Annotated in this window: 21 protein-coding genes, 2 tRNA genes and 1 pseudogene; 8 read left to right on the top strand and 16 right to left on the bottom strand. The window is 40.2% G+C overall.

Features of this window, described 5'->3' with window-relative positions; genetic code table 11:
- Window positions 1-193 precede the first annotated feature (193 nt).
- Window positions 194-1,162 carry a uridine diphosphate-N-acetylglucosamine-binding protein YvcK gene (gene yvcK, locus GQA99_RS14660; protein WP_160054853.1) on the top strand — a complete coding sequence of 323 codons (969 nt, stop codon included), beginning with the start codon at window positions 194-196 and terminating at the stop codon, window positions 1,160-1,162.
- Between the two features lie 51 nt (window positions 1,163-1,213).
- Here the strand turns inward: yvcK and GQA99_RS14655 are convergent, their stop codons facing one another.
- From GQA99_RS14655 to thrS, 5 genes are all read right to left on the bottom strand, one after another.
- Entirely contained in the window at window positions 1,214-2,407 is a 1,194-nt protein-coding gene (locus GQA99_RS14655) for an amino acid aminotransferase (RefSeq protein WP_160054850.1), read from the bottom strand.
- 427 nt (window positions 2,408-2,834) lie between these two features.
- The gene (gene rplT, locus GQA99_RS14650) at window positions 2,835-3,194 is read right to left on the bottom strand and encodes a 50S ribosomal protein L20 (RefSeq protein WP_011637486.1); all 360 of its coding nucleotides are present in this window, start codon (window positions 3,192-3,194) and stop codon (window positions 2,835-2,837) included.
- An 18-nt stretch (window positions 3,195-3,212) separates the two neighbouring features.
- Window positions 3,213-3,407 (bottom strand): 50S ribosomal protein L35, encoded by a 195-nt coding sequence (rpmI, locus tag GQA99_RS14645; protein WP_011865828.1) that lies wholly within the window; start codon window positions 3,405-3,407, stop codon window positions 3,213-3,215.
- Between the two features lie 82 nt (window positions 3,408-3,489).
- The gene (infC, locus tag GQA99_RS14640; protein WP_160054931.1) at window positions 3,490-4,032 is read right to left on the bottom strand and encodes a translation initiation factor IF-3; all 543 of its coding nucleotides are present in this window, start codon (window positions 4,030-4,032) and stop codon (window positions 3,490-3,492) included.
- Window positions 4,033-4,035: 3 nt separating this feature from the next.
- Entirely contained in the window at window positions 4,036-5,964 is a 1,929-nt protein-coding gene (thrS, locus tag GQA99_RS14635; RefSeq protein WP_160054847.1) for a threonine--tRNA ligase, read from the bottom strand.
- Window positions 5,965-6,495: 531 nt separating this feature from the next.
- Here thrS and GQA99_RS14630 point away from each other — a divergent pair.
- The gene (locus GQA99_RS14630; RefSeq protein WP_160054844.1) at window positions 6,496-6,696 is read left to right on the top strand and encodes a CPXCG motif-containing cysteine-rich protein; all 201 of its coding nucleotides are present in this window, start codon (window positions 6,496-6,498) and stop codon (window positions 6,694-6,696) included.
- Between the two features lie 69 nt (window positions 6,697-6,765).
- On the opposite strand, the gene GQA99_RS14625 is transcribed toward GQA99_RS14630, so the two are convergent.
- On the bottom strand, window positions 6,766-7,386 hold the full coding sequence (locus GQA99_RS14625) for a riboflavin synthase subunit alpha (RefSeq protein ID WP_160054842.1): 621 nt from the start codon (window positions 7,384-7,386) through the stop codon (window positions 6,766-6,768).
- A gap of 29 nt (window positions 7,387-7,415) precedes the next feature.
- Here GQA99_RS14625 and GQA99_RS14620 point away from each other — a divergent pair, with 29 nt between their 5' ends.
- The 3 genes from GQA99_RS14620 to GQA99_RS14610 all read left to right on the top strand — a co-directional run bounded on the left by GQA99_RS14620 (window position 7,416) and on the right by GQA99_RS14610 (window position 9,617).
- Window positions 7,416-8,777, top strand: a complete 1,362-nt coding sequence (locus GQA99_RS14620; RefSeq protein ID WP_160054839.1) for an MATE family efflux transporter — start codon at window positions 7,416-7,418, stop codon at window positions 8,775-8,777.
- Window positions 8,778-9,415: 638 nt separating this feature from the next.
- Window positions 9,416-9,492, top strand: a tRNA-Val gene (locus GQA99_RS14615).
- A 48-nt stretch (window positions 9,493-9,540) separates the two neighbouring features.
- Window positions 9,541-9,617 (top strand) — tRNA-Val (locus tag GQA99_RS14610).
- A gap of 129 nt (window positions 9,618-9,746) precedes the next feature.
- On the opposite strand, the gene GQA99_RS14605 is transcribed toward GQA99_RS14610, so the two are convergent.
- From GQA99_RS14605 to GQA99_RS14580, 6 genes are all read right to left on the bottom strand, one after another.
- A complete protein-coding gene (locus GQA99_RS14605) occupies window positions 9,747-11,834 on the bottom strand; it encodes a two-component system response regulator (RefSeq protein WP_160054836.1) in 2,088 nt (695 codons plus the stop codon).
- Window positions 11,831-14,182 carry an ATP-binding protein gene (locus tag GQA99_RS14600; protein WP_160054833.1) on the bottom strand — a complete coding sequence of 784 codons (2,352 nt, stop codon included), beginning with the start codon at window positions 14,180-14,182 and terminating at the stop codon, window positions 11,831-11,833. Before GQA99_RS14600 ends, GQA99_RS14605 begins: the two co-directional genes overlap by 4 nt.
- The gene (locus tag GQA99_RS14595; RefSeq protein WP_160054832.1) at window positions 14,179-14,712 is read right to left on the bottom strand and encodes a YfiR family protein; all 534 of its coding nucleotides are present in this window, start codon (window positions 14,710-14,712) and stop codon (window positions 14,179-14,181) included. The genes GQA99_RS14600 and GQA99_RS14595 overlap by 4 nt, the downstream gene beginning before the upstream one ends.
- 9 nt (window positions 14,713-14,721) lie before the next feature.
- Window positions 14,722-16,758 carry a TonB-dependent receptor plug domain-containing protein gene (locus GQA99_RS14590; protein ID WP_160054831.1) on the bottom strand — a complete coding sequence of 679 codons (2,037 nt, stop codon included), beginning with the start codon at window positions 16,756-16,758 and terminating at the stop codon, window positions 14,722-14,724.
- Between the two features lie 263 nt (window positions 16,759-17,021).
- Window positions 17,022-18,455, bottom strand: a complete 1,434-nt coding sequence (locus GQA99_RS14585; RefSeq protein ID WP_160054830.1) for a LysM peptidoglycan-binding domain-containing protein — start codon at window positions 18,453-18,455, stop codon at window positions 17,022-17,024.
- A 150-nt stretch (window positions 18,456-18,605) separates the two neighbouring features.
- Complete coding sequence (locus GQA99_RS14580; protein WP_229785912.1) at window positions 18,606-19,970, bottom strand: MATE family efflux transporter; 1,365 nt, start codon at window positions 19,968-19,970, stop codon at window positions 18,606-18,608.
- A 502-nt stretch (window positions 19,971-20,472) separates the two neighbouring features.
- Here GQA99_RS14580 and GQA99_RS14575 point away from each other — a divergent pair.
- From GQA99_RS14575 to GQA99_RS14565, 3 genes are all read left to right on the top strand, one after another.
- The gene (locus tag GQA99_RS14575; protein WP_229785911.1) at window positions 20,473-21,192 is read left to right on the top strand and encodes a FadR/GntR family transcriptional regulator; all 720 of its coding nucleotides are present in this window, start codon (window positions 20,473-20,475) and stop codon (window positions 21,190-21,192) included.
- 338 nt (window positions 21,193-21,530) lie between these two features.
- Complete coding sequence (locus tag GQA99_RS14570; protein WP_160054829.1) at window positions 21,531-23,396, top strand: DUF294 nucleotidyltransferase-like domain-containing protein; 1,866 nt, start codon at window positions 21,531-21,533, stop codon at window positions 23,394-23,396.
- Window positions 23,396-24,109, top strand: coding sequence for a 3'-5' exonuclease (locus tag GQA99_RS14565; RefSeq protein WP_160054828.1), 714 nt, complete (start codon window positions 23,396-23,398; stop codon window positions 24,107-24,109). Before GQA99_RS14570 ends, GQA99_RS14565 begins: the two co-directional genes overlap by 1 nt.
- A 175-nt stretch (window positions 24,110-24,284) precedes the next feature.
- Here the strand turns inward: GQA99_RS14565 and GQA99_RS14560 are convergent, their stop codons facing one another.
- The 4 genes and pseudogenes from GQA99_RS14560 to GQA99_RS14550 form a co-directional block, all read right to left on the bottom strand.
- Entirely contained in the window at window positions 24,285-24,659 is a 375-nt protein-coding gene (locus GQA99_RS14560; RefSeq protein WP_160054827.1) for a hypothetical protein, read from the bottom strand.
- Window positions 24,660-24,695: 36 nt separating this feature from the next.
- Window positions 24,696-24,938: pseudogene (locus GQA99_RS20955) on the bottom strand (DUF1801 domain-containing protein); the annotation flags it as partial.
- A 15-nt stretch (window positions 24,939-24,953) separates the two neighbouring features.
- Window positions 24,954-25,094 (bottom strand): hypothetical protein, encoded by a 141-nt coding sequence (locus GQA99_RS20670; protein ID WP_206194580.1) that lies wholly within the window; start codon window positions 25,092-25,094, stop codon window positions 24,954-24,956.
- A 65-nt stretch (window positions 25,095-25,159) separates the two neighbouring features.
- Complete coding sequence (locus GQA99_RS14550; RefSeq protein WP_160054826.1) at window positions 25,160-25,564, bottom strand: PaaI family thioesterase; 405 nt, start codon at window positions 25,562-25,564, stop codon at window positions 25,160-25,162.
- Between the last annotated feature and the right edge of the window lie 116 nt (window positions 25,565-25,680).

The following is a 25,680-nucleotide window of genomic DNA, read 5'->3' as shown; positions in this document are numbered from 1 at the left end:
CATTTTGATTCATTAAAGTCGATTGCCTTTCATGTTCATAGCTTCATCATAGCTCTATGTTCACGAAAGCTTAAAATTAATTACACGTTAATGTCACTAAACAGTTAGAATCAAGGCTATATTTTGCGGCGCGCATCCTTTACTTATTATTCGCCGTGTCACATTCAACACTCACGGACTTGAGATTAATGCTATGTTGAATCAACAATTATTGAATATCGATCATGTCGTGGCCATCGGCGGCGGTCATGGATTAGGCAGAATACTTGCTGCACTCGCTTTTTTAGGCCCTAAATTAAGCGGTATTGTTGCCACTACAGACAATGGCGGTTCCACAGGCAGGTTACGACAAGACCAACAAACTATCGCCTGGGGCGATTTACGTAATTGTTTATCGCATTTAGCTCTTCGCCCTTCTTTAGGCTCAATGCTATTTGATCACCGCTTTACCGGTAACAATGAACTTGCAGGGCATAATTTAGGTAATGTAGTGCTACACGCGCTTGACCAATTGTGCGTTCGCCCACTCGATGCTGTTAATCTCATTCGGGGGATATTAAAAATTGAAACGCAAATTATCCCGATGTCAGAAGCTTCAACGCATTTAGTTGCACTGAGTCATTGTGGTACTAAAGTGTTTGGCGAGTTAAATGTTGATGGTATGACCGAGGCACCCATTGCTTTATCACTTGAACCGCTGGTGCAGGCAACATCTGAGGCTTGTTTAGCCATTGAAAAAGCACAGTTAATTATTTTGGGACCTGGTAGTTTTTTAACGAGTATTCTACCTCCACTACTCATTGCTGAAATCGCTGAGAGTATTAGAAACTCAAATGCACATGTCATCCTTATCGATAACTTAACCGCTGAATATTCACCCGCCAGTACCTTTAGTATTGAGGATAAAATTGTTTGGTTAAATCAAATCATCGGTAAAAAAGTGATTGTTGATGTTATTCAACATGCCGATAAACAAATGCTTGCAAGTCATTACTGCGAAGAAGTGCGTTTCAATCAATTTAATTTGGTTAGTCAGCATCATCCAGGTTTGCATGATAAAGCGGCTTTAGCAGAAGCGATTGAACGGGTATGTCAATTTCATTTAGCTCAACGACAAATGCCTGATTTAAAAATGAATACAGTTATGCACATGACTGATTAAATACCATAAATAAAAAGGCTGCTAATGCAGCCTTAATCAATGTATTGGGTCTTACAATACTTGTGCTATCGCTTTACACACTGCTGGCATGTTGTTTTTTGTTAAGCCTGCAACACTAATTCGACCTGATCCAACAATGTAAATGGCAAACTCATCTCTTAAACGCGCAACTTGCTGCTTGTCTAAACCAGAGAAACTGAACATACCATTTTGACGTGAAATAAAACTAAAGTCTTGCTCAACACCTTCAGCTTTTAAACTGTTAACAAACAATGTACGCATCTCTGCAATACGCAGACGCATTTCAGTTAACTCAGTTTCCCATTCTTGACGTAGTTCTGCATTGGCCAAAATAGTACTGACAATTAATCCGCCATGTGCAGGAGGGTTAGAGTAATTTGCTCTAATGGTTTTTTTGATTTGGCTAAAGCTGTTTGTGGCCGATTTTTCATCTTCTGCTACCACAGTTACAGCACCAATACGTTCATTGTACAAGCCGAAATTTTTGGAAAATGAGTTAGCAATGAGCAGTTCAGGCACGACAGCAGCAACAGTGCGTAAGCCTTGAGCATCCTCATCAATACCCGCACCAAATCCTTGATACGCAAAGTCAAACAAAGGTAAAAGCTGTTTGTCTAAACAAATTTGAGCCACTTGAGCCCATTGCGTTAATGACAAATCGATGCCGGTTGGATTATGGCAACAACCGTGTAATAACACCACGTCGCCTGCTTGTGCTTGGCTAAGATCGGCCAGCATTGCATCAAAATCCATGTCGTGGGTTTCAGCTTTATAATAACGATACTCTTTAACCGTTAAACCTGCTGTTTCAAAAATATTTTGGTGGTTGGCCCATGTCGGGTTGCTGACCCAAATCGTTGAAGATTGAGTATTACGAACTAAAAACTCAGCAGCAACACGCAGTGCACCTGTTCCACCTGGGGCTTGTGCAGTTGCGGCACGCTTCTCGCTAACGATATGACTGTTTTCACCAAACAATAAACCTTGAACAACTAGGTTATAAGCTTGAACGCCTTCAATGCCTAAATAGTTTTTGGTCATTTCTGTTTCAAGTAAAATCGCTTCTGCTTTTTTTACTGATTTCAACACAGGCGTCTGCCCTGCCTCATCCTTGTAAATACCAACACCTAGGTTGACTTTGTGTGCGCGAGTATCGGCCTTAAATGCATCTGTTAAGCCTAAAATGGGGTCCGCTGGAGCAAGCGTTACGTCAGAAAAGATCATTACAACTATCCTAAGTGAGGGAAGAGACATATTTGGCTTATTTATACCATTGTATCGGCAAGCTGAGTAGTGAGATTTTTGATTGTTGAGATAAAAAGTCACAATCAATAAATTAAATTGATAAAGTTTGAGGATATCGCAATAAAATGATTAAGCTTGATGACATTTTAACAATATTGCATCTGATTACGTCGGTTAATATTGGGATTATATTCATTTTTGCGATAACGGTTAAACAGGCTTTGTTTTGAATACCGTGCTTTAAAGACGGTGTTTAGCGTATGATTTTCACAGTAGATAAGATAGTGTGTTAATTAAACTGAAAATCGAACTAAGGCGGACAGACATTGTAAATTGGAGCGGCATGTTGAATTTTAGGCATAAAAAAAGGAACCCGAAGGCTCCTTTTTCCAAAGCGTTTCACTAATTACTTAGTTAATGCTTCTTTTGCTTTTTCAACTAAAGTTGCAAATACAACTTTATCGAAAACAGCGATGTCAGCCAAAATCTTACGATCGATTTCGATAGACGCCTTTTTCAGACCGTTAATGAAACGGCTGTAAGACAGACCATTTTGACGTGAAGCCGCATTAATACGTGCAATCCATAATTGACGGAATTGACGTTTTTTCTGACGACGGTCACGGTAAGCATATTGACCAGCTTTAGTTACTGCTTGAACAGCAACACGGTAAGTACGGCTACGAGCGCCATAATAACCTTTAGCTAGTTTAAGTACTTTCTTGTGACGAGCACGAGCGGTTACACCACGCTTAACTCTAGGCATTGTTTATCTCTCCTTTAATTAAGCGTATGGTAGTTGACGTGCAATTGCTGGCACATCAGACTTAGCAACTAAACATTTAGCACGTAAGTGACGCTTACGCTTAGTGCTCTTCTTGGTCAAAATGTGACGTAAGTGTGCTTGTTTGCGCTTGAAACCATTAGCGGTTTTCTTAAAACGCTTTTGTACACCCTTGTCTGTTTTCATTTTAGGCATTTCTAAAACTCCGCATTGGGACGTTAATAAACGTAAGGCGAGCAAAAGCCTCAAGAGACTTTTGCTACTTTAGGTTGCCCTACTATTTCTTTTTAGGTGCTAGCACCATAATTGCTTGACGACCTTCCATTTTCGGGAAAGATTCGACAACCGCATACTCTTCCAAATCAGCCTTGATACGGTTCAAAAGATCCATACCTAGGTTTTGGTGTGCCATTTCGCGACCACGGAAACGCAGCGTAATTTTCGCTTTGTCACCATCTTCTAGAAAACGAATCAGGTTGCGTAGTTTTACCTGATAGTCGTTTTCATCAGTGCCGGGACGGAATTTTATTTCCTTAACCTGGACCTGTTTCTGCTTCTTTTTTTGTTCCTTTTGAGCTTTCGCTTTATCAAAAAGGAACTTACCGTAGTCCATTATGCGACAGACCGGAGGCTCAGCATTAGGGCTAATCTCTACGAGATCAACGCCTGCTTCATCTGCAATACTCTGAGCTTCTTTAATGCTAACGATACCAATTGCTTCACCTTCTAAATCCGATAAACGGACTTCAGGAACACCAGTGATTTCATCATTGATTCTATTAGGGGCTGGCTGTCGCCCTGCTGTTCTTTTGATCTTTATGACCTATTCCTCCAACAATTTGAGACTACGGAGCGAAATTTGTTGACGTATTTTAGAGGCGAAATCTTCTAGTTTTAACTTGCCTAAATCAATACCGTCACGTGTACGCACCGCGACTTCCTTATTTTCCATTTCTTGATCACCAACGACCAACAAATAAGGCACACGTCTTAGTGTGTGTTCGCGTATTTTAAAGCCTATTTTCTCATTCCTCAAGTCAAAAGATGTTCGAATACCCTGTTCTTTGAAGAATTTAACGATTTCTTCAACATAATCAGCTTGTTTATCGGTAATATTCATTACAACGACTTGCATTGGAGCAAGCCAAGTTGGGAATTTACCTGCGTATTCTTCTATCAATATACCTAAGAAGCGTTCTAATGAACCTAAAATAGCACGATGGATCATTACCGGCGTCTGGCGACTGTTGTCTTCTGCGACATAAGTAGCACCTAAACGAGTCGGTAATGCGTAATCGAGCTGTACTGTACCACATTGCCATGCACGATCTAAACAATCATGTAAGGTAAATTCGATTTTTGGGCCATAAAACGCACCTTCGCCTGGTAATATTTCATATTTAATATTATTTGCGGCTAAAGCTTGCTTAAGTGCTTCTTCTGCACGGTCCCACATTGCATCATCACCTATACGCTTTTCTGGGCGTGTTGATAATTTAACAACGATGTTTTCAAAACCAAACGTGGCGTAAGTGTCATATACCATTTGGATACATGCACTCACTTCTTGTTGCACTTGATCATCGGTACAAAATACATGCGCGTCATCTTGAGTAAATCCGCGTACGCGCATTAATCCGTGTAATGAACCCGATGGCTCGTTACGATGACAACAACCAAACTCAGCCATACGCAATGGCAGGTCACGGTACGATTTTAAACCTTGATTAAAGATTTGCACGTGGCCAGGACAGTTCATTGGCTTAATGGCATATTCACGGCTTTCACTGTTTGTTGTGAACATGGCTTCTGAGTATTTATCCCAGTGACCTGAGCGTTCCCATAATGAACGGTCCATCATTAATGGCCCTTTCACTTCTTGATAGGTGTATTGGCCCAATTTTTGGCGAATAAACTTTTCAAGTTCAAGGAATATGCTCCAGCCGTCATTATGCCAAAACACCATTCCTGGTGCCTCTTCTTGCATATGATATAAATCTAGCTGCTTACCAATTTTACGGTGATCGCGTTTGGCTGCTTCTTCTAAACGCACTAAGTGAGTTTTAAGGGCTTTCTTATCTGCCCATGCTGTCCCGTATACACGTTGCAGCATTTTGTTATCAGAGTTGCCACGCCAATACGCACCCGCGACACTCATTAATTTGAAGTTTTGACAAAAACGCATATTCGGTACGTGCGGTCCACGACACATATCAACGTATTCTTCGTGATGATACAGTGCTGGTGTTGCATCTTTACTGATGTTTTCATCTACAATAGCAATTTTATAGTCTTCGCCACGTTCGCTAAATGCGTCACGCGCGTCTTGCCATGAAACCACTTTCTTAACGACATCATAATTGGTTTTTGCAAGTGCAAGCATACGCTTTTCAAGTGCTTCAATATCATCTTGCGTTAATTTGTGGTCCAGGTCGATGTCGTAATAAAAACCGTTATCGATAACAGGGCCAATTGCCATTTTTGTTTCAGGCCACATTTGTTTGATCGCGTGACCCAACAAATGCGCACAAGAATGGCGAAGGATTTCAACACCCTCGTCGTCTTTAGCCGTAATGATAGCTAACTCTGAATCTGCTGTGATTAAGTCTGTTGCATCTTTTAGCTCACCGTTAACACGGCCAGCGATACACGCTTTGGCTAAACCAGGGCCGATATCTAATGCAACATCAAGAGTTGAAACAGGATTGGCAAACTCGCGTTTGCTGCCATCAGGCAATGTAATAATAGGCATGAAATGTCCTTGTCCAGTGGTGACCCACACGTAGGGCCACATGGTAATTAAGTATGTTCTTTTGGAACGAGAGACACGTTAATGAAATCAAGACAGTACAGGAGTCTTAGTTACCCATAAACGTGGTGGTTATTCTATGTGATAAGCCATTTAGGGCGCAACCTTAAAGGCTAAATAACGCCATTATTTAACCGTTTTGTGTCATTAACCATCGCATCAGTTTAAATCGACTGAAAATCTGATTAAATATTGTCAGTAAGTACTCTGGTTATTCAATATTATTTACATGTAAATACAAGCAATTAGCTATTAACACAGCGATATACACCGTGTTTTTTGATAAATAGATTTATAAGAGTGAATATTATTAAGCATAAATACTATTGATATATATGGATAATATTTAACTTAAAACTACCATTCAAAGTTTGCCTCAATATTTTTGATGCAAGAAAAATCAATCTAATGGATGAACTGTAATAACAGAAGCCAACTATACTGTTTATAACAATATATGTGGGAGGTTTTACAATGAGATTATTGTCACGAACAATTTGTTGTCCGCATTGCGGTCATCATCAACATGTCACTATCGACGCGAGTGCTGGCGATCAAGAATATTACGATGATTGCCGTATTTGTTGTAACCCTATTCATATCCGGATGCATTTAGATGATAACCGACGGATGATTGAGCTGCATGTCGATTCAGATGATGAGCAAATTTATTAGGTATAACCACCACAGTAGATGAGCATACCTAAAGCACTATATGCTCATCACTTAACATCTACTACTAGCTTAATTATTAAGCAATTGCTTTTTTGCTAGTATCCGCTCAACCGTATCGACAATGACCTGTGTTTGGCTATCGATTTCAATATTAATCTTATCGCCAACTTTGTACTGACTTAAATTTGTCAATTTCAATGTTTCAGGGATCAAATGCAACATAAAGCCGCTATCACTCACCTTACCTACTGTTAGACTGCATCCATTAATGCCAACAAAACCTTTATAAAAAATGTAGTTCATCCATTTAGAGTCGACTTGTAACTCAATATTATAATGTTCGGCAGTATTACTGACGGCTTTTACAGTTGCTTGAGTATGCACATGTCCAGATAAAATATGACCACCAATTTCGGTTCCAAAGGTCAAAGAACGTTCAATGTTGACGTGGTCACCGACACTGGTATTACCTAAGTTAGTTAGGGCTAATGTTTCTTCCATTACATCGAAGAAAACCTTATCATTTAGTATCTTGGTTACTGTTAAACAAACGCCGTTATTGGCTACGCTTGCGCCTGTTACTAATCCTTGTGTCAACTTTGGTGTCATCGCGACCTCAAAGGTGTTAAGTCCTGCTGCTTTGTGTATCGAGACCACTTCACAAGTGGCTTGAACTATACCAGTAAACATATTTCTCTCGTTCCATAATAGGCTTTTTAATGAATAATACAGGTTTTCAAATTCAGCGCTTAATAAAATTAGCGCTTCCAGTACTTATTGCCCAAGTGACTCAGACCATGATGGGATTTATCGATACTGTGATGGCGGGTCGAGTGAGTGCAGTCGATATGGCTGCTGTGGCTGTAGGTACTAGTCTTTGGTTACCTGCCATTTTATTTGTTCAAGGCTTATTAATGTCTTTTACACCTGTGTTTTCTCAACACCATGGTGCAAATAATCAAAAAGTGATCCCATCTCTTATCTTTCAGGCTGGCTATATTGCCATAATTGGCGGCATCGGTGTGATGATCTTTCTCGCATCTTCTACCTATTTACTTGATTTGATGAATTTAGAACCGCAATTACACGCGCTCACTGTGGGTTATATCGATGCTATTTTATGGGGTGCTCCTGCCTTTGTACTTTATCAAGTTTTACGTGGGTGCAGTGAAGGGATCTCTTACACTATGCCAACCATGATAATTGGCTTTGTTGGTTTAGCGGTAAACATCCCTGCTAATTATATCTTCATTTATGGTGGCTTCGGTATACCCGCAATGGGCGGCGCAGGATGTGGTGTTGCAACAGCATTAGTATTCTGGGCAATGTTAGCCGCGATGATTATTTATATGTTGGTCGATAAGACTTTTAAAGAACTTGAACCCTTTAAGCAGTTTTACCGTCCGCATTTAACCAGCATGTGGTCAATGACAAAACTCGGTATGCCAATCGCAATGGCTTTGTTTTTTGAAGTGAGCTTATTTGCGGTGATTGCACTCTTTCTTGCGCCTTTGGGCGCTAATGTCGTCGCTAGCCATCAAATTGCGCTTAACTTTTCATCTATTGTATTTATGTTGCCGTTATCTATCGGCATTGCAGTTTCAATCCGTATAGGTTACTACCTTGGCCGTAATCAACCAGAAATTGCAGCGTTAGTTGCCAGAGTCGGATTAGGACTATCGTTAGTATTAGCTGTTTGTACTGCATTATTAACGGTGACATTCAGACATGAAATCGCTTTGCTTTATAACGACAACCCTGAAGTGGTTGCATTAGCTGGCAGCTTAATGATGCTTGCAGCTTTTTATCAAATATCGGATTCTGTCCAGGTTGTCGCAGCAGGTGCTTTACGCGGTTATAAAGACACCCGCAGTGCATTTTACATTACGCTGTTTTCATATTGGTTTGTGGGTATGTCGACGGGCTATATTTTAGGTTATACAAACATCATTGTTGAGCCAATTGGTGCACATGGATTTTGGATTGGTTTAATCGCCGGTTTAACCGTAGCCGCTATATTGTTTGCTGTCCGCTTAAAGTACATACAAAAGAAAGGATTTGAGTTTCAACAGATTGGGTAATTAGGGCAACATTTTCAAGGTTTAACCATGTAGATTGCTTAACCTTGAATCAAGTTGCACAGCAAATCACCATTTAGTCATAAAATTGTTTTTTTTGCTTGCAAGCGGTAGGCTATCCCACTTACTATAGCGACCGATTTGAAGCAAAACGTAATTAATGTTTACTTCAAACAAAGCATCCGTAGCTCAGCTGGTAAAAAGAGAAGTACTACCTACTCTTTTGAAAGCTGGCGGTAGTGGTGGTGTTCTCTAAAAAAGAGAAGTCCACTCGGGTCTACCACTCTTCTGATAGAGTATAAACAGTCAGATTTTGTTAAAAGTAAACAATACGCCCGTAGCTCAGCTGGTAAAAAAGAGAAGCACTACTTACTCTTTTGAATGCTGGCGGTAGGGGTCGGTATTCTCTAACAAAGAGAAGTCAACTCGTGTGTACCACTCTTCTGATAGAGTATAAACAGTCAGATTTTATTAAAAGTAAACAATACACCCGTAGCTCAGCTGGTAAAAAAGAGAAGCACTACCTACTCTTTTGAATGCTGGCGGTTGGGGTCGGTATTCTCTAACAAAGAGAAGTCAACTCGTGTGTACCACTCTTCTGATAGAGTATAAACAGTCAGATTTTATTAAAAGTAAACAATACACCCGTAGCTCAGCTGGTTAGAGCACTACCTTGACATGGTAGGGGTCGGTGGTTCGAGTCCACTCGGGTGTACCACTCTTTCACAGAGTTTAAAAGGTGAGATTTTATTACAAGTCAAACAATACACCCGTAGCTCAGCTGGTTAGAGCACTACCTTGACATGGTAGGGGTCGGTGGTTCGAGTCCACTCGGGTGTACCATTTCTTAAAAAGAAATTCAGGCCAACGAAAGTTGGTTTTTTAATATCTAAATTTTATGACCTCTCGATGTAAATGCACTAGAATAGTCTGCACTATCTGCTATTAAGTAAACTATTCTCCATATTAAAACTATTCTAGCGCGAGTGGTTTGCCATACAAATAGCCTTGTAAATCATTGCATCCCATTGCTTTTAATAATTCATACTGCTCTTCGTGCTCTACTCCTTCAGCGATTGTACCTAAACCCAGGTTGAGTGCGAGCTGGACTATAGTGCGGGCGATGGCAGCATCTTTTTGATTATTAACGATACCATCGACAAATGACTTATCGATTTTTAAGGTGTCGATTGGAAAGTTCTTTAAATAATTGAGTGACGAGTATCCCGTACCAAAGTCATCAATAGCTAAAAGAACGCCGAGTTCTTTGAGTTTAAACAATAATGCGATGGCATCGTCTACGTTACTGATAATGGCAGATTCTGTTATTTCAAGTTCAAGTAAATGAGCTGGAAGCGATGTTAGCAACAATGCATTGTTAACGTGGTCGACAATGTTGGCATGGTTAAATTGCAGCGCAGATAAATTTACCGCCATTCGAGTAAAATGACTGTCAGCAGCGTGGATTTTCTTGGCTTTTTTACAGGCTTCAATTAACGCCCACTCACCTATCGGAATAATTAATCCGCTACTTTCTGCAATAGCGATAAAATCGAATGGCGACAACATGCCTTTAGTAGGATGGTTCCAGCGTAATAATGCTTCGTAGCCAACAACTTTACCGCTTAATGAGCTGACTTGAGGTTGGTAATGTAATTGAAGTTGATCCCCTAAGCTGATCGCTTCTCTGAGTTCGGCCTCTAGTTGTAATCTATTCATTAACGATTTGTGCATTTCATGAGAAAAAAACTGGTATCCGTTTTTACCATTGTTTTTGACTTCATACATTGCGGTATCGGCATGTTGCAACAGTATGTCGCCAGTGAGTCCATCGTCTGGATAAAACGACACACCAATACTTGCTGATATAAAGGTTTGCTTATCTTGGATAAAAAATGGCTTCGTCAACTCATCAATAATGCGTTGAGCAATAATGGCGACACTGTCAAATGTATCAAGCTCAGTGAGTAATAAAGTAAACTCATCACCGCCTAATCGTGCAATGTGTTCGTTATCATAGGCGGTATGATTTATGGTAATACTGAGCTCGTCAGCCCCACGGACGGACGTTTTAATACGTCTGGCTGCTTCGCATAATAATTCATCACCCGCTTTGTGTCCTAATGTGTCATTTATACGTTTAAAATGGTCTAAATCGATAAAGAGTAATGCTAATTTTGTTCCGTGGCGCTTTGCTAATGCGATGGAAGAATCTAACTGGACCAAAAACTTACGTCGATTAGGCAAATCAGTTAAGGTATCGAAATAAGCATAATAGGCAATTTCTTGTTCTGACTTTTTACGGTTAGAAATGTCGTGTAACGTGCCATTTAAACGCTGACCGCCAAAATCATCAGTGATATCGGTTCGGTCATGTAGGGTTATAATGTCACCATTGCCTTGTAATATTCGATACTCTACATCGTAAGGCTGTTTGTTTTTTAGTGCATCTTTGAGCGTTTTGGTCAAAAACTCACGATCGTCTGGGTGAACGATTTCGATTAAATTTGCAAAGTCGAGTTCGCGTTCTTGCGGTTGCATGCCAATCATGCGATAAACCTCATCAGAACAGTCTAATGTTTGATTTTTAAAATCCCACTCCCAAGACCCTAGATGGGCAATACTTTGTGCTCTGGCCAATCTATTTTTACTTTTAGTGAGTTCCTTGATGGTTTTATTGGCTTTTAGGACATAGTGGATTCTATGATTCAACAAAGGCCATTTGACAGGTTTGGTCATAAAGTCAGTGGCACCAACATCGAAAGCCTTTTTAATGTCTTCTGGCTGGTCTAGCGCAGTCACCATAATAATCGCAACGCTATCACCTTCTGGCATATCGCGAATTGCAGAGCAACATTCAAAGCCATTCATCTTATCCATAGAGACATCAAGCAGGATAAGATCGGGCGAATGTAAACGGAATAATTCAATGGCTTCTTCACCACTGCTTGCTTCTAGAATATGAGTCATCGATGGATTCAATGCTCGGCGCATTAGCATGCGTATGACAGGGTCGTCATCCACAATTAAAATGACATCATGTATTACATTATGCATCATTGACTCAGCTCCACAATTTTGTCCATTAATGCGTGTTGAGTTTGTTGAAATGCAGGTTGCAGCGTTGCAGCTAACGGTTTGGCGTCATCTAATTGGCTATTGCGTGCTAATAACTCAATTTGACTGGCTAAAGATTGCATTTTACTCGCGCCTAGATTGGCTGAACTGGACTTTAACGAATGCGCCGCTTTGAACACCCGATCGGCATTTCGCTCTGCTAGACCCTGAGTAATATCGCTGATCAATTTAGGCGTGCTGTTAATATAAATATCAACAATGGTTTTCACCAAATCCACTGAATCATCTGGCGATATTTGCATAATGTCATTAAGTGGGCCTTCCACAAAGATGTGCGGCTCATCATCGTTAGATTGATCCTGTTGCACGGGTGGTTTAATTGAGTCAAATACCCAGTTATTTAAGCACTCACTGAGTGTTTGTCGAGTGAAAGGCTTAAGCAAGGTATCTTTGGCGCCTGCTTCTCGAAAACGGCGTTTCACATTAGGTTGAATGTCTGCGGTTAGTGCAATAATGGGCGTGGTAAAGTTTACACCCTCAGGACCTTGTTTGGTAATCGCTTCAGTAGCAGCAATCCCATCGGCTATTGGCATATGATAATCCATAAAAATGACATCAAACTTTTTCTCGCTGGCCCGTTTAATGGCCTCTTCACCATTATCGACGATTTCACACTCATGCCCTAACGATGCCAGTAAACTTTTAACCACTAATTGATTGACGACGTTATCTTCAGCGACGAGGACGTGCGTTTTACGGTAAACTGCTTCGCTGACATTATTGCTGTTAAACAGTTCACTGACGGGCTCAGATGAACTATTAACAGCAACAAGCGGAATACTAAACCAAAATGAACTGCCTTGATTAACGGTGCTTTCAACGCCATAGCGACCGTTCATTAATACAATCAGTTGCTGGCAAATAGCTAATCCTAAACCAGTTCCACCAAACTCGCGGGTAATGGAGTTATCGGCTTGCGTGAACGGGGTGAAAATGGATTCTAATTTATTATCAGAAATCCCTATCCCAGTATCGTTAACAATGAATTTTATCACCGTATCAGAACCTTGGATCTGTTCGCTTACGTTGATATTTATGCCACCTATGCGGGTAAACTTAATCGCATTAGAAATAAAGTTGTTAATAATTTGGCGGATCCGTACAGGGTCGCCTAAATAGTTCAATTGCGTTAATGGGGCGATATCAATTGTAAATGAGAGTTTTTTCTTTTGTGCAACAACCTGATGAGATTGGCAGGTTGAATGAACTAAATCTGGTAGATTAAACTCACGGATGTCTAAATCCATTTTATTGGCGTCGATTTTTGAAAAATCCAATACTTCATTTAACAACACCAATAAGGTTTGCGCAGAATCGTTGATCATATCAACGGTATGGCTAACATCTTTATTTAATTCATAAGATTTAAGCAGATCTGAAAAACCAATGATCCCATTAAGTGGGGTTCTTATCTCATGACTCATTACCGCTAAAAACTCAGATTTAGCTTGATTGGCATTTTTGGCAATTTCTAAGGTTTGCTGTAATTCAAACGTTCGCTCAGAAACACGATGTTCTAATTCACGGTTGATGGTTTCGAGTTGTCGACCACGAGTATCAACTTCGGCAATCATAACGTTAAAACTATCAGCAAGTTGTGAGAACTCATCATTAGATTTGATCGTAACACGTTGACTATAGTCTTTATTATTTGAAATTTGTTCAATAACACCTAACAGTGTATTCATGGGCCGAGTAAATAACGACTGTAACCAGAACATAACCAACAAACTGGCAAAAAATGCCGACACACTGGCAGAAATCACTAGCAACAGGTAATCATCAAGTTGCTTGGTCAAGGTGTTCATGTTGTCAGTAATGTGGAGCATGCCAACAAACTCACCTTCTGATAATAAAGGCGTATATGAATGCACTTTGTCTTTGATAAAAACAATCTGTTTCTTATTACCGGTCTGTGTATCTATCACGTTTTCTGCTTGCTTATCCGTTTGATATTTTTTATCGCCCGGATAAACTGCAAAAACATCACCAAGGGGATCATAAATGACCGCATTAATAATATCGGGCTGAGCAGTTAAAGCAGATAAGGTTTTCTGAGCTGAATCGGGGTCGTTAAATAGCACAGCAGACAAACTATTACTGGCAACAATATCACTGAGCACGGTTAAGTTTTGCTCTGCTTTTTGCCTGGTAATGGTGAATTGTTGGCTAATTAACGCACTAGAAATAATCACGATTACGATGACAGCAATGGCAAGCATTGAACTTATCAGTTTTGTTCTAATAGAAGATAAATTGATTATGCTCATCGTTTAACCTCAAGCGCTAGCTTTAATACCTGTGAGCTTATCGTTAATCCAGATTGCTCTAACGCTTGCATATTCACTTTAAAAAATAGCCGCTTATCTTGTTCAACAATTTCAATCATGCCGCCTTGTGAGGTAAAACCAGCAATATCAGACACAGTTAAAATGGCCTTACTGTCAACAGCCAAAAATATACGTCGCGTTAATTCACGTGAGCCTGAGTCGATAAAGACCACATCACATTGATCAAGTTGGCTGGTTTCTGAGAGTTGAATAGCCGAAATGGCGTGAGTGGCTATCTTTTTATTCTCAAGCCCTTTAAAGCTTTCTCGGTATTGATTGCCATAAAAGCAGATTTTCCAGGCAGAAGGTTGCTCAAGACGTGTTTGAGGCCATTGAGTAAATTTGGCAAAGTTATAGGTAAAAGCCGCTTTTAAGTCGAACGAATCCTCTGCGATTGTGTGGCCTGAAAACAGGGTCACTATCGCTAACAATGAATAAAGTAACGGTCGATACAGGTTATCTTTTTTCATAAATAAGGCTTAAAAACTCAAGCTCGCTTTAACAAAATAGCTTGGGCCGACTTGGTATGGCAGCAAAATACTTTCGGCTTCATATTCAAGGTGTGATGAGTAAAATAAATTTTTACCGTATGCCGACAACATGAGCTCTGGAGTCACCGCCCAGGCTACGCCTAAATCAACTCCTTTATAACCATCTATGGTTTTAAAGCTGGTACCGTTGCTGCTGAGTAGCTCTGTACTATCAACAAAACGCCAGACAATATTCACATCAATGTTTTCGGTCATGCTCCAATCAATAATGGTTGACGCCATATTTTGTGGCGCTTGCGTATTTTGACCTAAGATGTCACCAAATTCGTTTTGAATGTAACTGTAGTTGAGCTTTAATTGCAATGAATCAGTCACAGCCCACATGGACGACAACTCGGCGCCATAGTTATAGCCATCATATTGATTTTCAAAAACGGTGTATTGTGAAAGGTAATTAGGGAAAGCGCTGAAATCGGTGGTGCCATCAGATGTACTGCGCAGTTTATCGTAAGCATTATAGAAAAATGTGGTATCAAAAGACCATTTATTAGCAGGTACAAAACGGTAACCTATTTCGTAAGAGACTATCTCTTCTGATTGATAATCATCACTGCCCTCAACAAACACTTTAACCGGTGGTGACACATCCGAAGGTGGAATATTGAGGGCATTAACTGATAAGTTATTTTCTACACGAGACGGCGTTCTTACTGCTCGGGCAATGGACGTCCATACACTGTTTTTGGTATCGACTTGCCACATTAATCGAATATTGGGTTGAATTTCAAACCCAGTATAATCATTGTGCTCAAACCGTGACGCTAACGTTAACCACAGCGCATCGTCTAAAATGGTAATTTCGTCGCTGACAAATGCACTCCATAAATTCGTTTGTGTTGAATCGGGTTCAAAGCTGGTTAAAATAGACATCATATCTAAATCATCACTAATATACCGATAGCCTAAACCCCAAACGATATTATGGTCTTGAGCTGCGATAAATTGATGCTGAAAATCAATATCGACGGTATTGGTCCGTAAATGATAAAGTTGTTCATTTCTGTCGGCAAAATCATAATACATTTGCAGGCTGTATTCGGAAGTAGCAGATAACGCTTTAGTGTATCGAGATAATAAATTAACCCCCTGAGTTTCAACTTCTTCAGAATAAAACTCACGGTACACCGGCGAATCCATTGATGCGATATTGGATGCTTGATGCATTTTGCTGGTATATAAATCACTGCTTAAGGTGAGGCTAGTGTCGTTTTCTAGCTGAATGTCTACCCTGCCGCCTAATTGCAAATGGTGCCAATCATTATTTTTATCAACGGAAGTCGCAGCGTCAGCAAGTGAACTGTCGAGATCTTGAGGGTTATGCTCCAAAGAATCACGACTATTGCCTTTGATATATAGTCTTGAGCTAGCGTTGTCAGCTAATTTAGTGCCGTATCGTGCGCCAACAAAACCTTGCTCAAAATCACCTGCGCCGAGCTCAGCATAACCACCAAGCGTATCAGCACTGTGTTTGGTAATGATATTAATCACGCCATTAACCGCATTGGCGCCCCATAATGCAGCACTGGGACCGCGAATGACTTCAATGCGCTCAATATCAGCCATTAACGTATCTTGAACTTCCCAATAAACGCCAGAAAATGCAGGAGAGTAAAGGGTTCGGCCATCCATCATCACTAACAGTTTATTGTTATATCGGCCATTAAAGCCGCGGCTACTGACAGCCCACTTTTGCGCGTCAATTTGAGCAACATGTAAGCCGGGTACATCACGCAAAGCTTGAGGGATGGATGTCGCACCAGAATGGCGGATGGCATCGTTAGTAATGACATAAATCGCAGCGGGAGAATTGGATAAAGGCTGCTTTTGCTTTGAAACCGATGTGACTTCAACATTCATCAACTCTTGCAAACTGAGGTCTAATGAATTTGATTCTTGTGCCATAACAGTTGAACTTGCACATAAAACCGCTAACGCAGAATAAGGAAACACATTCGATTTCAACATTGCAGCAATACCCTCGTAAATAATCTGTCGATGTAAAATTTTACGAACAAACTTATACATTTATACAATTAATTTACACTAACAAACAATAAAAGTATGCCGTAGGGTATTTATTTTTATCAAAATTGATGGATATACCCAATAAACAGGCAATTGAAATACCACAATTGTGACGTTTGCAAATTGATCAAGTAAAAACCTAGGGGGTTAATCTAGGTTTTAATTAGAATTTTACTCTAGTTTAAATCTGGGAGCTCTGCTAATTATAGGCGCATTTGTGGATTGTTATGTTGCACCTGTTGATAAAGCTTAAGTGTTTTACCGACGCTGAGCTTGTCTCTGTCGGTCATATTATTCCAACTGATAATTTGCTCGACACTGACTTTATACACTCTCGCGATACTCCATAACGTATCACCATACTGAACAGTATGTCCTGCCTTGGATTCAGGTGATGAAGATACACTGGCATGTTGCGATTGTACTGGATCTGTGTCGACTTGCTTTAGATGTGTCTGCTTTGCGGCTGATTTCGTCGCCGCTAGTTCAACATCTAAAATCACCTGCGATGCGGTATGAGGCATATATAAAAATTTACCGGCGACAATTTTATCACCGTTAATATCGTTCATGGCTTTAATTTTATCGACCGTGGTTTGATGGCGGTGCGCGATAACCGTTATATTGTCACCATTTTGGATTTGATATTTGTACCATTTCACCCGCTCATTCACATCCGTGTTGGCTAACGCCTGCTTAAACTTATGTGCTTTACTTACCGGCACCACTAATTGATGCGGCCCTTGTGGTGATGTCGCCCAACGATTAAAACCTGGGTTTAATTTCTGCAGTCGTGTTACTGGTATTTTCGCCAGTTTAGCCGCCACCGCTAAATCGATTTGGCTGCCCACATCAATCACCTCTACCAGTGGTTTATTGGGAATGGAGTTCAGGTTTATGCCATAAGTTTCAGCGTTCTTAACCACATCAGCAATGGCTAAGAGTTGTGGCACATATTGTCTGGTTTCGGTCGGTAACTTCAACGACCAGAAATCGGTATCAAGCCCCCTTGCCTCATTATATCTTATTGCTTCTCTCAACCTACCTTCGCCCGCATTGTATGCCGCTAAAGCGTAAAGCCAGTTGTCGGTTTTTTTATACAGATATTCCAACATATCCAACGCCGCAGATGTGGCAGCAGGGACATCTTTGCGTCCGTCATACCACCAGTTCATGTCTAAGCCAAAGTGGCTCGCCATTGGTGAGGTAAATTGCCATAAACCAGAGGCATCAGCACTGGAATAGGCAAGCGGATTAAATGAGCTTTCTACAATCGGTAACAACGCCAGTTCAATCGGCAAATCACGGTGCTCAAACTCTTGCACAATTAAATACAAGAAAGGCCGAGCGCGCTGTGAAATACGTTCAAGGTGCTTTGGATTATCAATGTACCATTGGCGATAACGATTGACTAAGTGCTGGTCAGGTATAGGCATATCCATAGAAAACCGGATACGTTCCCATACATCACCAGACTCTTTATATTGTCGACGAACTAATGACTTGGGGATGGAAAACTCTGTCGGCTTTTTGATTTTATTGACGGTTTTATCTGATTTTACATCGTTTACTGCTGCGGTTTGGCAACCACTTAACAGCATAAATCCCGTTGAGATAAGGAAAAGTGATGTTTTCAATTAATGGTATTCCTCAGATATTACGCTGTATTATTGGATTAATGCGTAAGCAAAATTGAAGCAAAAGTCGGTCATTATAATTTAGATCGCTAGACCTTGCTATTGAAATCAATGAGCCAAATTTTAGCTGATTAACATTTACAAAATCGGCTATATCAGCTTTTGGGCTTGGGTATGGTCAAATTCGGCTAGCGTCTTTCTCGCCAGGTATCTAAAAGGAAATGCTTTAACCGCTTCTTCAAAAGGCATCACGGCAAAAGCCCAAAAAATGGATGCATCGAAATACAAAATTAATAACGCACACAGAGGAATTGAGATTAGCCATTGCCCTGTAAAATTAATTTTAAACACCGCAGTGGTTTTGCCTAATGCACGCAATATATGACCATGCACAGTGTTATAGCCACGAATAAGTGGAAGTAATATATATAAAGGTGCAATTAAGGTGAGCGCTAAGTAAGTTTCGGGATCTAAACCCGGATAAATATCGTCAATAACAAAGCTTAACCCCAAAAATAACCCGCAAGACAGCACAGACAATATCACCGCCATGTTAATGCTAATATCAACATCCTCAGTGAGATTGTCTAATTTTGCTGAACCTATTGCCTGGCTAATGGTGATGGCAGATGCATGCGCCCATGAGGTGATAAACTGCGTACCGCCTCTTATCCATGGCATTAATACGGTAATGGCTGCATAGGCATTAATTGAAAGTTGTGAATACAATAGTTGATAAATCGTTGCCCCTATAGACAACATAGTGACATTGGCCGCGACGGGAAATATCTCAATGAAGTGCAACTTCATATTATTTACAAATAATGCCGTTTTGCTGCTAAAGGTCAGGTCTAGATCTTGTTGATACTTTAAGCAAACCGATAAAAAAATCATTCTTAAACTGATTGCAATCACACTGCCGATGGCAGCACCCACAACCCCTAAACCAGACCAATCTCCAACACCATGGATTAAAAAATAAGAAGCAAATGCATTAATTGGCAACTCAATCAAATAGCTTTTAAACGGTATTTTACTGTGACCTAACGCGTTGAACATGGCGGTAATCACTTGGGTAAACGCAGTAAATAATACCAAGTATTTTGCAAAATCAAGGTAGGCACCCACTTCAACGTACAGCGTCTTATTGTCGGTCAGCCAATGAATCAAATCTTGATCAAAATATGAAAGTAATACCCAGAACACGATTGCAACTAACAAGTTAATCAACATACCAGACCAATATGCGTTAGCTAGCTTTTGCTTACTAGCGGATCCCACTGCGCGGCTCATCACCAATTGAGTTCCATTGGCCAGCGCCATTTGGATACCCAAAATAAACGACACAATAGTCGTAGCAATGCCCATCGCCGCTAATGACACTTCACCCAGAGGGCTTACCAGCAAAGTATCAATCATTAACATCGACTGCATTAATAATGCATTGAGTGCCAGTGGCCAGCCTAACGAGATATTACGTTTGATATAAGCATTAGATGCCATTGATAAAAACACAGTACGCCCTCGAACTAGTAATCTTGTAAATGATTAATTTAAAACTGCTTTCTGCAAGAATTAACCATCCTAAAATAACCATCAGTCTTGATGGACTCGCACTCATTGGCAACGATATTGAGAGATGAGTTAATCAACATCAGCCCCTAAGTATTAAGTAATACAAATACATTAAGCTAATCAGCAAAAATTAACAGATCTATTTTTAATTTTTGTGCTAAATAAGAGAAAATTTAAACGACGGTCATGTTTATCGGTATCGAATAACCTCACCAATAAATAGTCGTATCAATACTTGCCCATTAGCTTAAACCGTTATCCAAGCGTACAAATTCAACATTAACCTTTAGTTTTTTTAGTGTTGCCCTCCACATATTCTCTCAATATTCATCGCCCAAATTAAACAAAAAGCATTTATGTCACATTTAACAGATTAGTCGTTTGTATCGCTATTTTTTAGGTGTATAGTTGTTCTTAAATAGTATTAATCCAAATAGAGATTATGATGATCGGTGATTTTGAATCAATTGCAGGCTCTAAACGAAGTTTGCATGTGCAAGTTGCTCGTGAAATTGCGAGGAAGATTTTATCGGGTGAACTCGCTCAAAATTCCATAATTCCGAGCGAAGTTGACCTCTGCGAACAATTTGGTGTTAGCCGCACAGCGCTGAGAGAAGCGGTAAAACTTTTAACATCAAAGGGCTTACTCAAATCTAAACCTAAAGTGGGCACTAAAGTGGTTGAGCGTGCTTATTGGAATTTTCTAGATTCTCAATTAATAGAATGGATGGATGGCATTTCGGATAACGACGAATTCTGTTCACAATTTTTAGGCCTACGCGGTGCAATTGAACCTGAAGCCTGTGCCCTTGCCGCTCGTCATGCCACTGTAGAACAACGCATGAAGTTATCGGAAATATTCGAAACGATGTGTGAAATTGCAAAAGCTGATGTGTTTGATCAGCAACAATGGATTGCAATAGATACTCAATTTCACAGCTTAATTTTTAACGCGACGGGAAATGTGTTCTATTTGCCGTTTGGCAATATTTTAACGACTATGTTTGCCAATTTTATTCATCACACCTCTGAAGATGGCAGCACCTGCATTGAAGAGCATCGCAAAATATACAGTGCCATTATGGCGGGTAACAGTGACAAGGCTCGTGCAGCATCAGCCGCTCATTTATTAACGGTCAAAGACAAATATCCGGTTGAATAAACGCTGGAGTGAACCACGGTATGATTGAATCAATAAGCACATCGCTACGATGTGCTTATTGAACTGCATATTGGTGTTATACCTGTCTTAGAAGGGAATAACCATTATTTCAACAATGCGCCTCAAACTGAACAATCTGAGTGACTCTGATTGGTCACATAATTAATGGAAATGGTATTAACCCAGACTTGTAAAAACCTAATCCCTTCACGATTAGTGCCATACACAACAAGCCAATACTCTTTCAACAATTACCAAACTGTCGTATTTACTGACTCTCATATCAAGACATGGCGATGGTATGTAGATTTATTTAATAAAACGCTAGAGGTTTTATCATGCCGCAATCTTTATTGCCTAATATTATGCTTTTTATCAGCCAGATCGATCCTTTCGACAAAATAGATAAAGCCGAATTAAGAGAATTATGCGCTCATGTTAAAATTTGCTACTTGGGCAAAGGCGAAAAAGTTGACCTTGATGAAGTAGACAAAGAAAAGTCATTGTATATTGTCCGTACCGGTTCTATGGAACAGCGTAAAACTGATGGAGTATTGCGTGCGAGGCTTGGGCCAGAAGATCTTTTTGGTTTCACTTTTTTAAATTCGGATGTTAACGATAACGAAGGCTATTACGCTACCGCAATTGAAAATACCCTACTCTACTTAATTCCTCATTCTGCACTGCAAACCTTATTCAAACATTCTCCACATGTCGCAGAACATTTTGCCTCACAAGCACAGGTGAGATTAAAGTCAGCTTTAGATGTGGTGTGGTCAAACAAAGAGAAAGGCTTGTTTTTGCGCCGGGTCGGTGATATTGCCACCGGACGCATTGCTATTGTCACTGCAGACATGAGCATTAAAAAAGTCGCCCATGAAATGCGTAACGTACTGCGGACATCCTGTGCAGTGATTTATAAAGACAGTCAGATTGTCGGCTTAATTACCGATCGAGATATGACTAAACGAGTGATTGCCGATGGTGTATCGGTTGACCGCCCCATCGAAGATGTGATGACATTATCACCCCACATCATCAAACCCGACGATTTAGTGCTGCATGCTGCATCATTAATGATGCAGTATAATATTCGCAACCTTCCGGTTGTAAAAAACAACAAAGTCATTGGCTTATTAACTACTAGCCACCTGGTACAAAATCACCGTATGCAGGCAATATTCTTAATTGATAAAATTAAATATGCCGGAAGCACCACGGTATTAGCCAGCTTTACACCTGAACGCCAGGCAATATTTGAAGCCCTGGTAGAAGGAAAAGTTGCTCCTGAAACCATTGGTAAAGTAATGACCATGATTATGGACGCTTATAATCGGCGGTTAATTCAAATTGCTATCGACAAATTAGGCCCACCACCTTGTGAATTCTCATGGATAGTGGCTGGCTCCCATGCCCGAAATGAAGTGCACATGTTGTCAGATCAAGACAACGCAATCGTGTTAGCGGACAACGCTACCGACAACGACAAAATTTACTTTAAACATTTGGCTAATTTAGTCACTCATGGCTTAGCCAGTTGTCATTACTCACTGTGCTCAGGCAACTATATGGCATCGACCCCTAAATGGTGCCAATCTTTGTCTATCTGGAAAGCATATTATAAAAAATGGGTCGCTAACCCAGAATATGAATGCCTACTTAATATCAGCGTCTTTCTCGAAATCCGCACCATCTATGGCAATGCAGATTACGAAACCGAACTGCGTCATGAGCTACACAACAACATTAAAAATAACCGCGAATTTTTAAGCTCATTGGTAAAAGATGCCGTCAATACCAACCCACCATTAGGGATTTTTAATAAACTGGTATTGGAAAAGTCCGGTGAAAACAAGAAAACACTCGACGTTAAAAAATACGCCATTAACTTGATTATCGATCTCGCCCGCATCTATGGGCTTGCAGTTGAGTGCGATCTTTCTGCAACCGATGAGCGTTTTAAAGCCGCTAACGAAAAAGGCATGCTCAGTGATGATTCGTTTAAAAATATCATTGGCGCGTATAAATTCATTTTATCGTTTAGGTTTAATCATCAATTAGTGGCATTAAAACAAGGCGAAGAGCCTAATAACAATATCAATCCAGATCATTTCGGCAGCTTTGAGCGAAAACATTTAAAAGATGCCTTTAGAATTATCGCCGACTTGCAAGAAGCGGCAAAAGTCAGGTTTGGGAGCCGTTAATGAAATTATTTCTTCATTACTTTCATCCTTTGATGCGCATAATGCGTGAGCGTCAACAATTTTTAAACCATGAAAACGTCCCTGACTTTATCAATGTAAATTTACTCGAAACCGTACCAACACTTACCGATACCGCCGACTCGTTTGATTACTTAGCACTCGATTTTGAAACCACAGGCCTGGATGTGAATAATGACTTAATCTTATCGATTGGCTGGGTCGAGATTAATCACTCATACATTGATTTGGCATCATGCAAACATCACTACATCAATTCAAAGTCACAAATTAAACCGATGACCGCAGTCATTAATCACATTACCCCGCAAATGCTTGATGAGGGAGAATCGATTCACGATGCCATTAAGGCTTTGTTTAATGCATCAAAAGGCAAAATTCTTGTTGCCCACGGGTGCATAGTCGAAGCGCAGTTCCTACAAAAATATATGCAACGTAATTTTCAGTTAACGGCACTACCTTTGTTGTGGATTGACACCTTAAGCATCGAAAAAAACATGGCAATGTCGGTAAACAATCCTGATATCGATCTCACACTTGCCAGTACTCGTGAGCGCTATAATTTACCAGAGTATAATAGCCACAATGCATTAGCTGACGCGGTATCGACCGCTGAGTTGTTTTTAGCACAGCAAAAAAAGCTGCAACCAAATCATAAAATGCGCTTTGGGCAGCTGTATAAAATGAGTCAGTAACAATGACCATAACGTGGGCTTTGCACAAAAAGCAGGTATTGGCTAAACGTAACCCATGTAAAATTATGTTCAGCAGGTGGCACGAGCGAAATAAATTGTTTATTTTAAGAGTCAAGCATTGTGAATAATCCGCTCTTTTGTGGCGATTGTTCAACGCAATAAAAACAACGATAATTTACAAGACCCGGAACGACACTAGCGTTGTCTCATAGGGGATCATATCGCAACATTGTTCCAAATCTGACTTCATCTGATTAAGCATCAAATCATTAGTGATTAAATCATCGCTTGGTGATTCAACTGCTTGTAATTCAACGACGCGCTGTAAACGGCCTAAAAAGCTGTGGTGTTGTGCACTAGTATGCTTAATATCTTTATCGAGCTGAATGTCGATGTCCCACTCAGCAAATGCCATTTGAGTTTCTTGTTCAAAATGATGTTGCATCAACACCCTATCGCCACCTGCATCGGCTAAATTATCAGCGGTAAACTCATGGGTAATGACCAGTTCAAATTGAGCAAGCATTTCTATATCGCCGTTATTAACCATGAGGATCTCCTATCCCGTTTTTTAACTATTAAGACTTCAGCTCGCTGTACATTGATACTGTTGTTGCATGTGTTTTACCGATAGCTCAGCAATTTCTTTTAGTACACTCTGATTTACATCTGACAGCTTATTGATGTACAGACACGATTTACCCAATTTGTGTTTGCCAAGATTAGCAAGTAAATCTTGATATTCATCAAACCCTGGCATGATATAAACGACTGTATTTTGTTTTCGCGGCGAGAAAGCAATCACCGCAGAGTCACCTTCACGACCACTCTCATAATGATAATGCTAGTGGCCAAACCCAATAATACGGCCCATTAAATAGGGCTGATAACCCGATGCACTTTCAAGTAGTGATAACATGCTATGCGCATCTTGCTGGCGGGCTTTATTGTCTATCTTTGATATAAACAACTGAATATCATTCATTTTCAAAATCCTTTTACGCTTAATAAACTGAACGAGATAACATCAAGCTCAATTTAAAATACCGTTTACATCTTTGGTATCGAATACGTACCAACAGCATGGGCAATAGGCTCTCGTTTGCCATCTGAATACAAAGTCACTTCGCCAACCACGTGCTTAGTACCGAGTTTAATTAAAGTGCAAACCGCGATGACATCGAGTTCACTCGATGGCTTGTTTAGAAAGTTGATATTTAAATTAGTGGTAACCGCAGATACCACTAACCCAAGTTCGCTGAAAATAGTGGCGTAAAGTGAAGCATCAATAAGCGCCATCATAAATGGGCCAGATACAGTTCCACCGGGTCTAAGGTCTCGCTCAGTCACGATTCTACGAATGGTAGACTGTCGCTGTCCGATACTCTCTATGACTATATTTGAGTCGGTAAATTCAGTATCAAAGAAATGCTGGATCTGTTGTTGTGTGGCCATATTCGCTGCTCTTTGTTTAATTGTTTTCAACTTTTTAAATGCATAAAACCGTACATATATCGTTAACGCAAACAAAAAAGGTTAAACATGATGTTCAACCTTTTTGTAAGCTAACA

Source organism: Shewanella litoralis, from assembly GCF_009828585.1.
Taxonomy (GTDB): Bacteria; Pseudomonadota; Gammaproteobacteria; order Enterobacterales; family Shewanellaceae; genus Shewanella; species Shewanella litoralis.
Note: the sequence above shows the minus strand (reverse complement) of the source record. Positions and strands in the feature narration are given on the sequence as shown.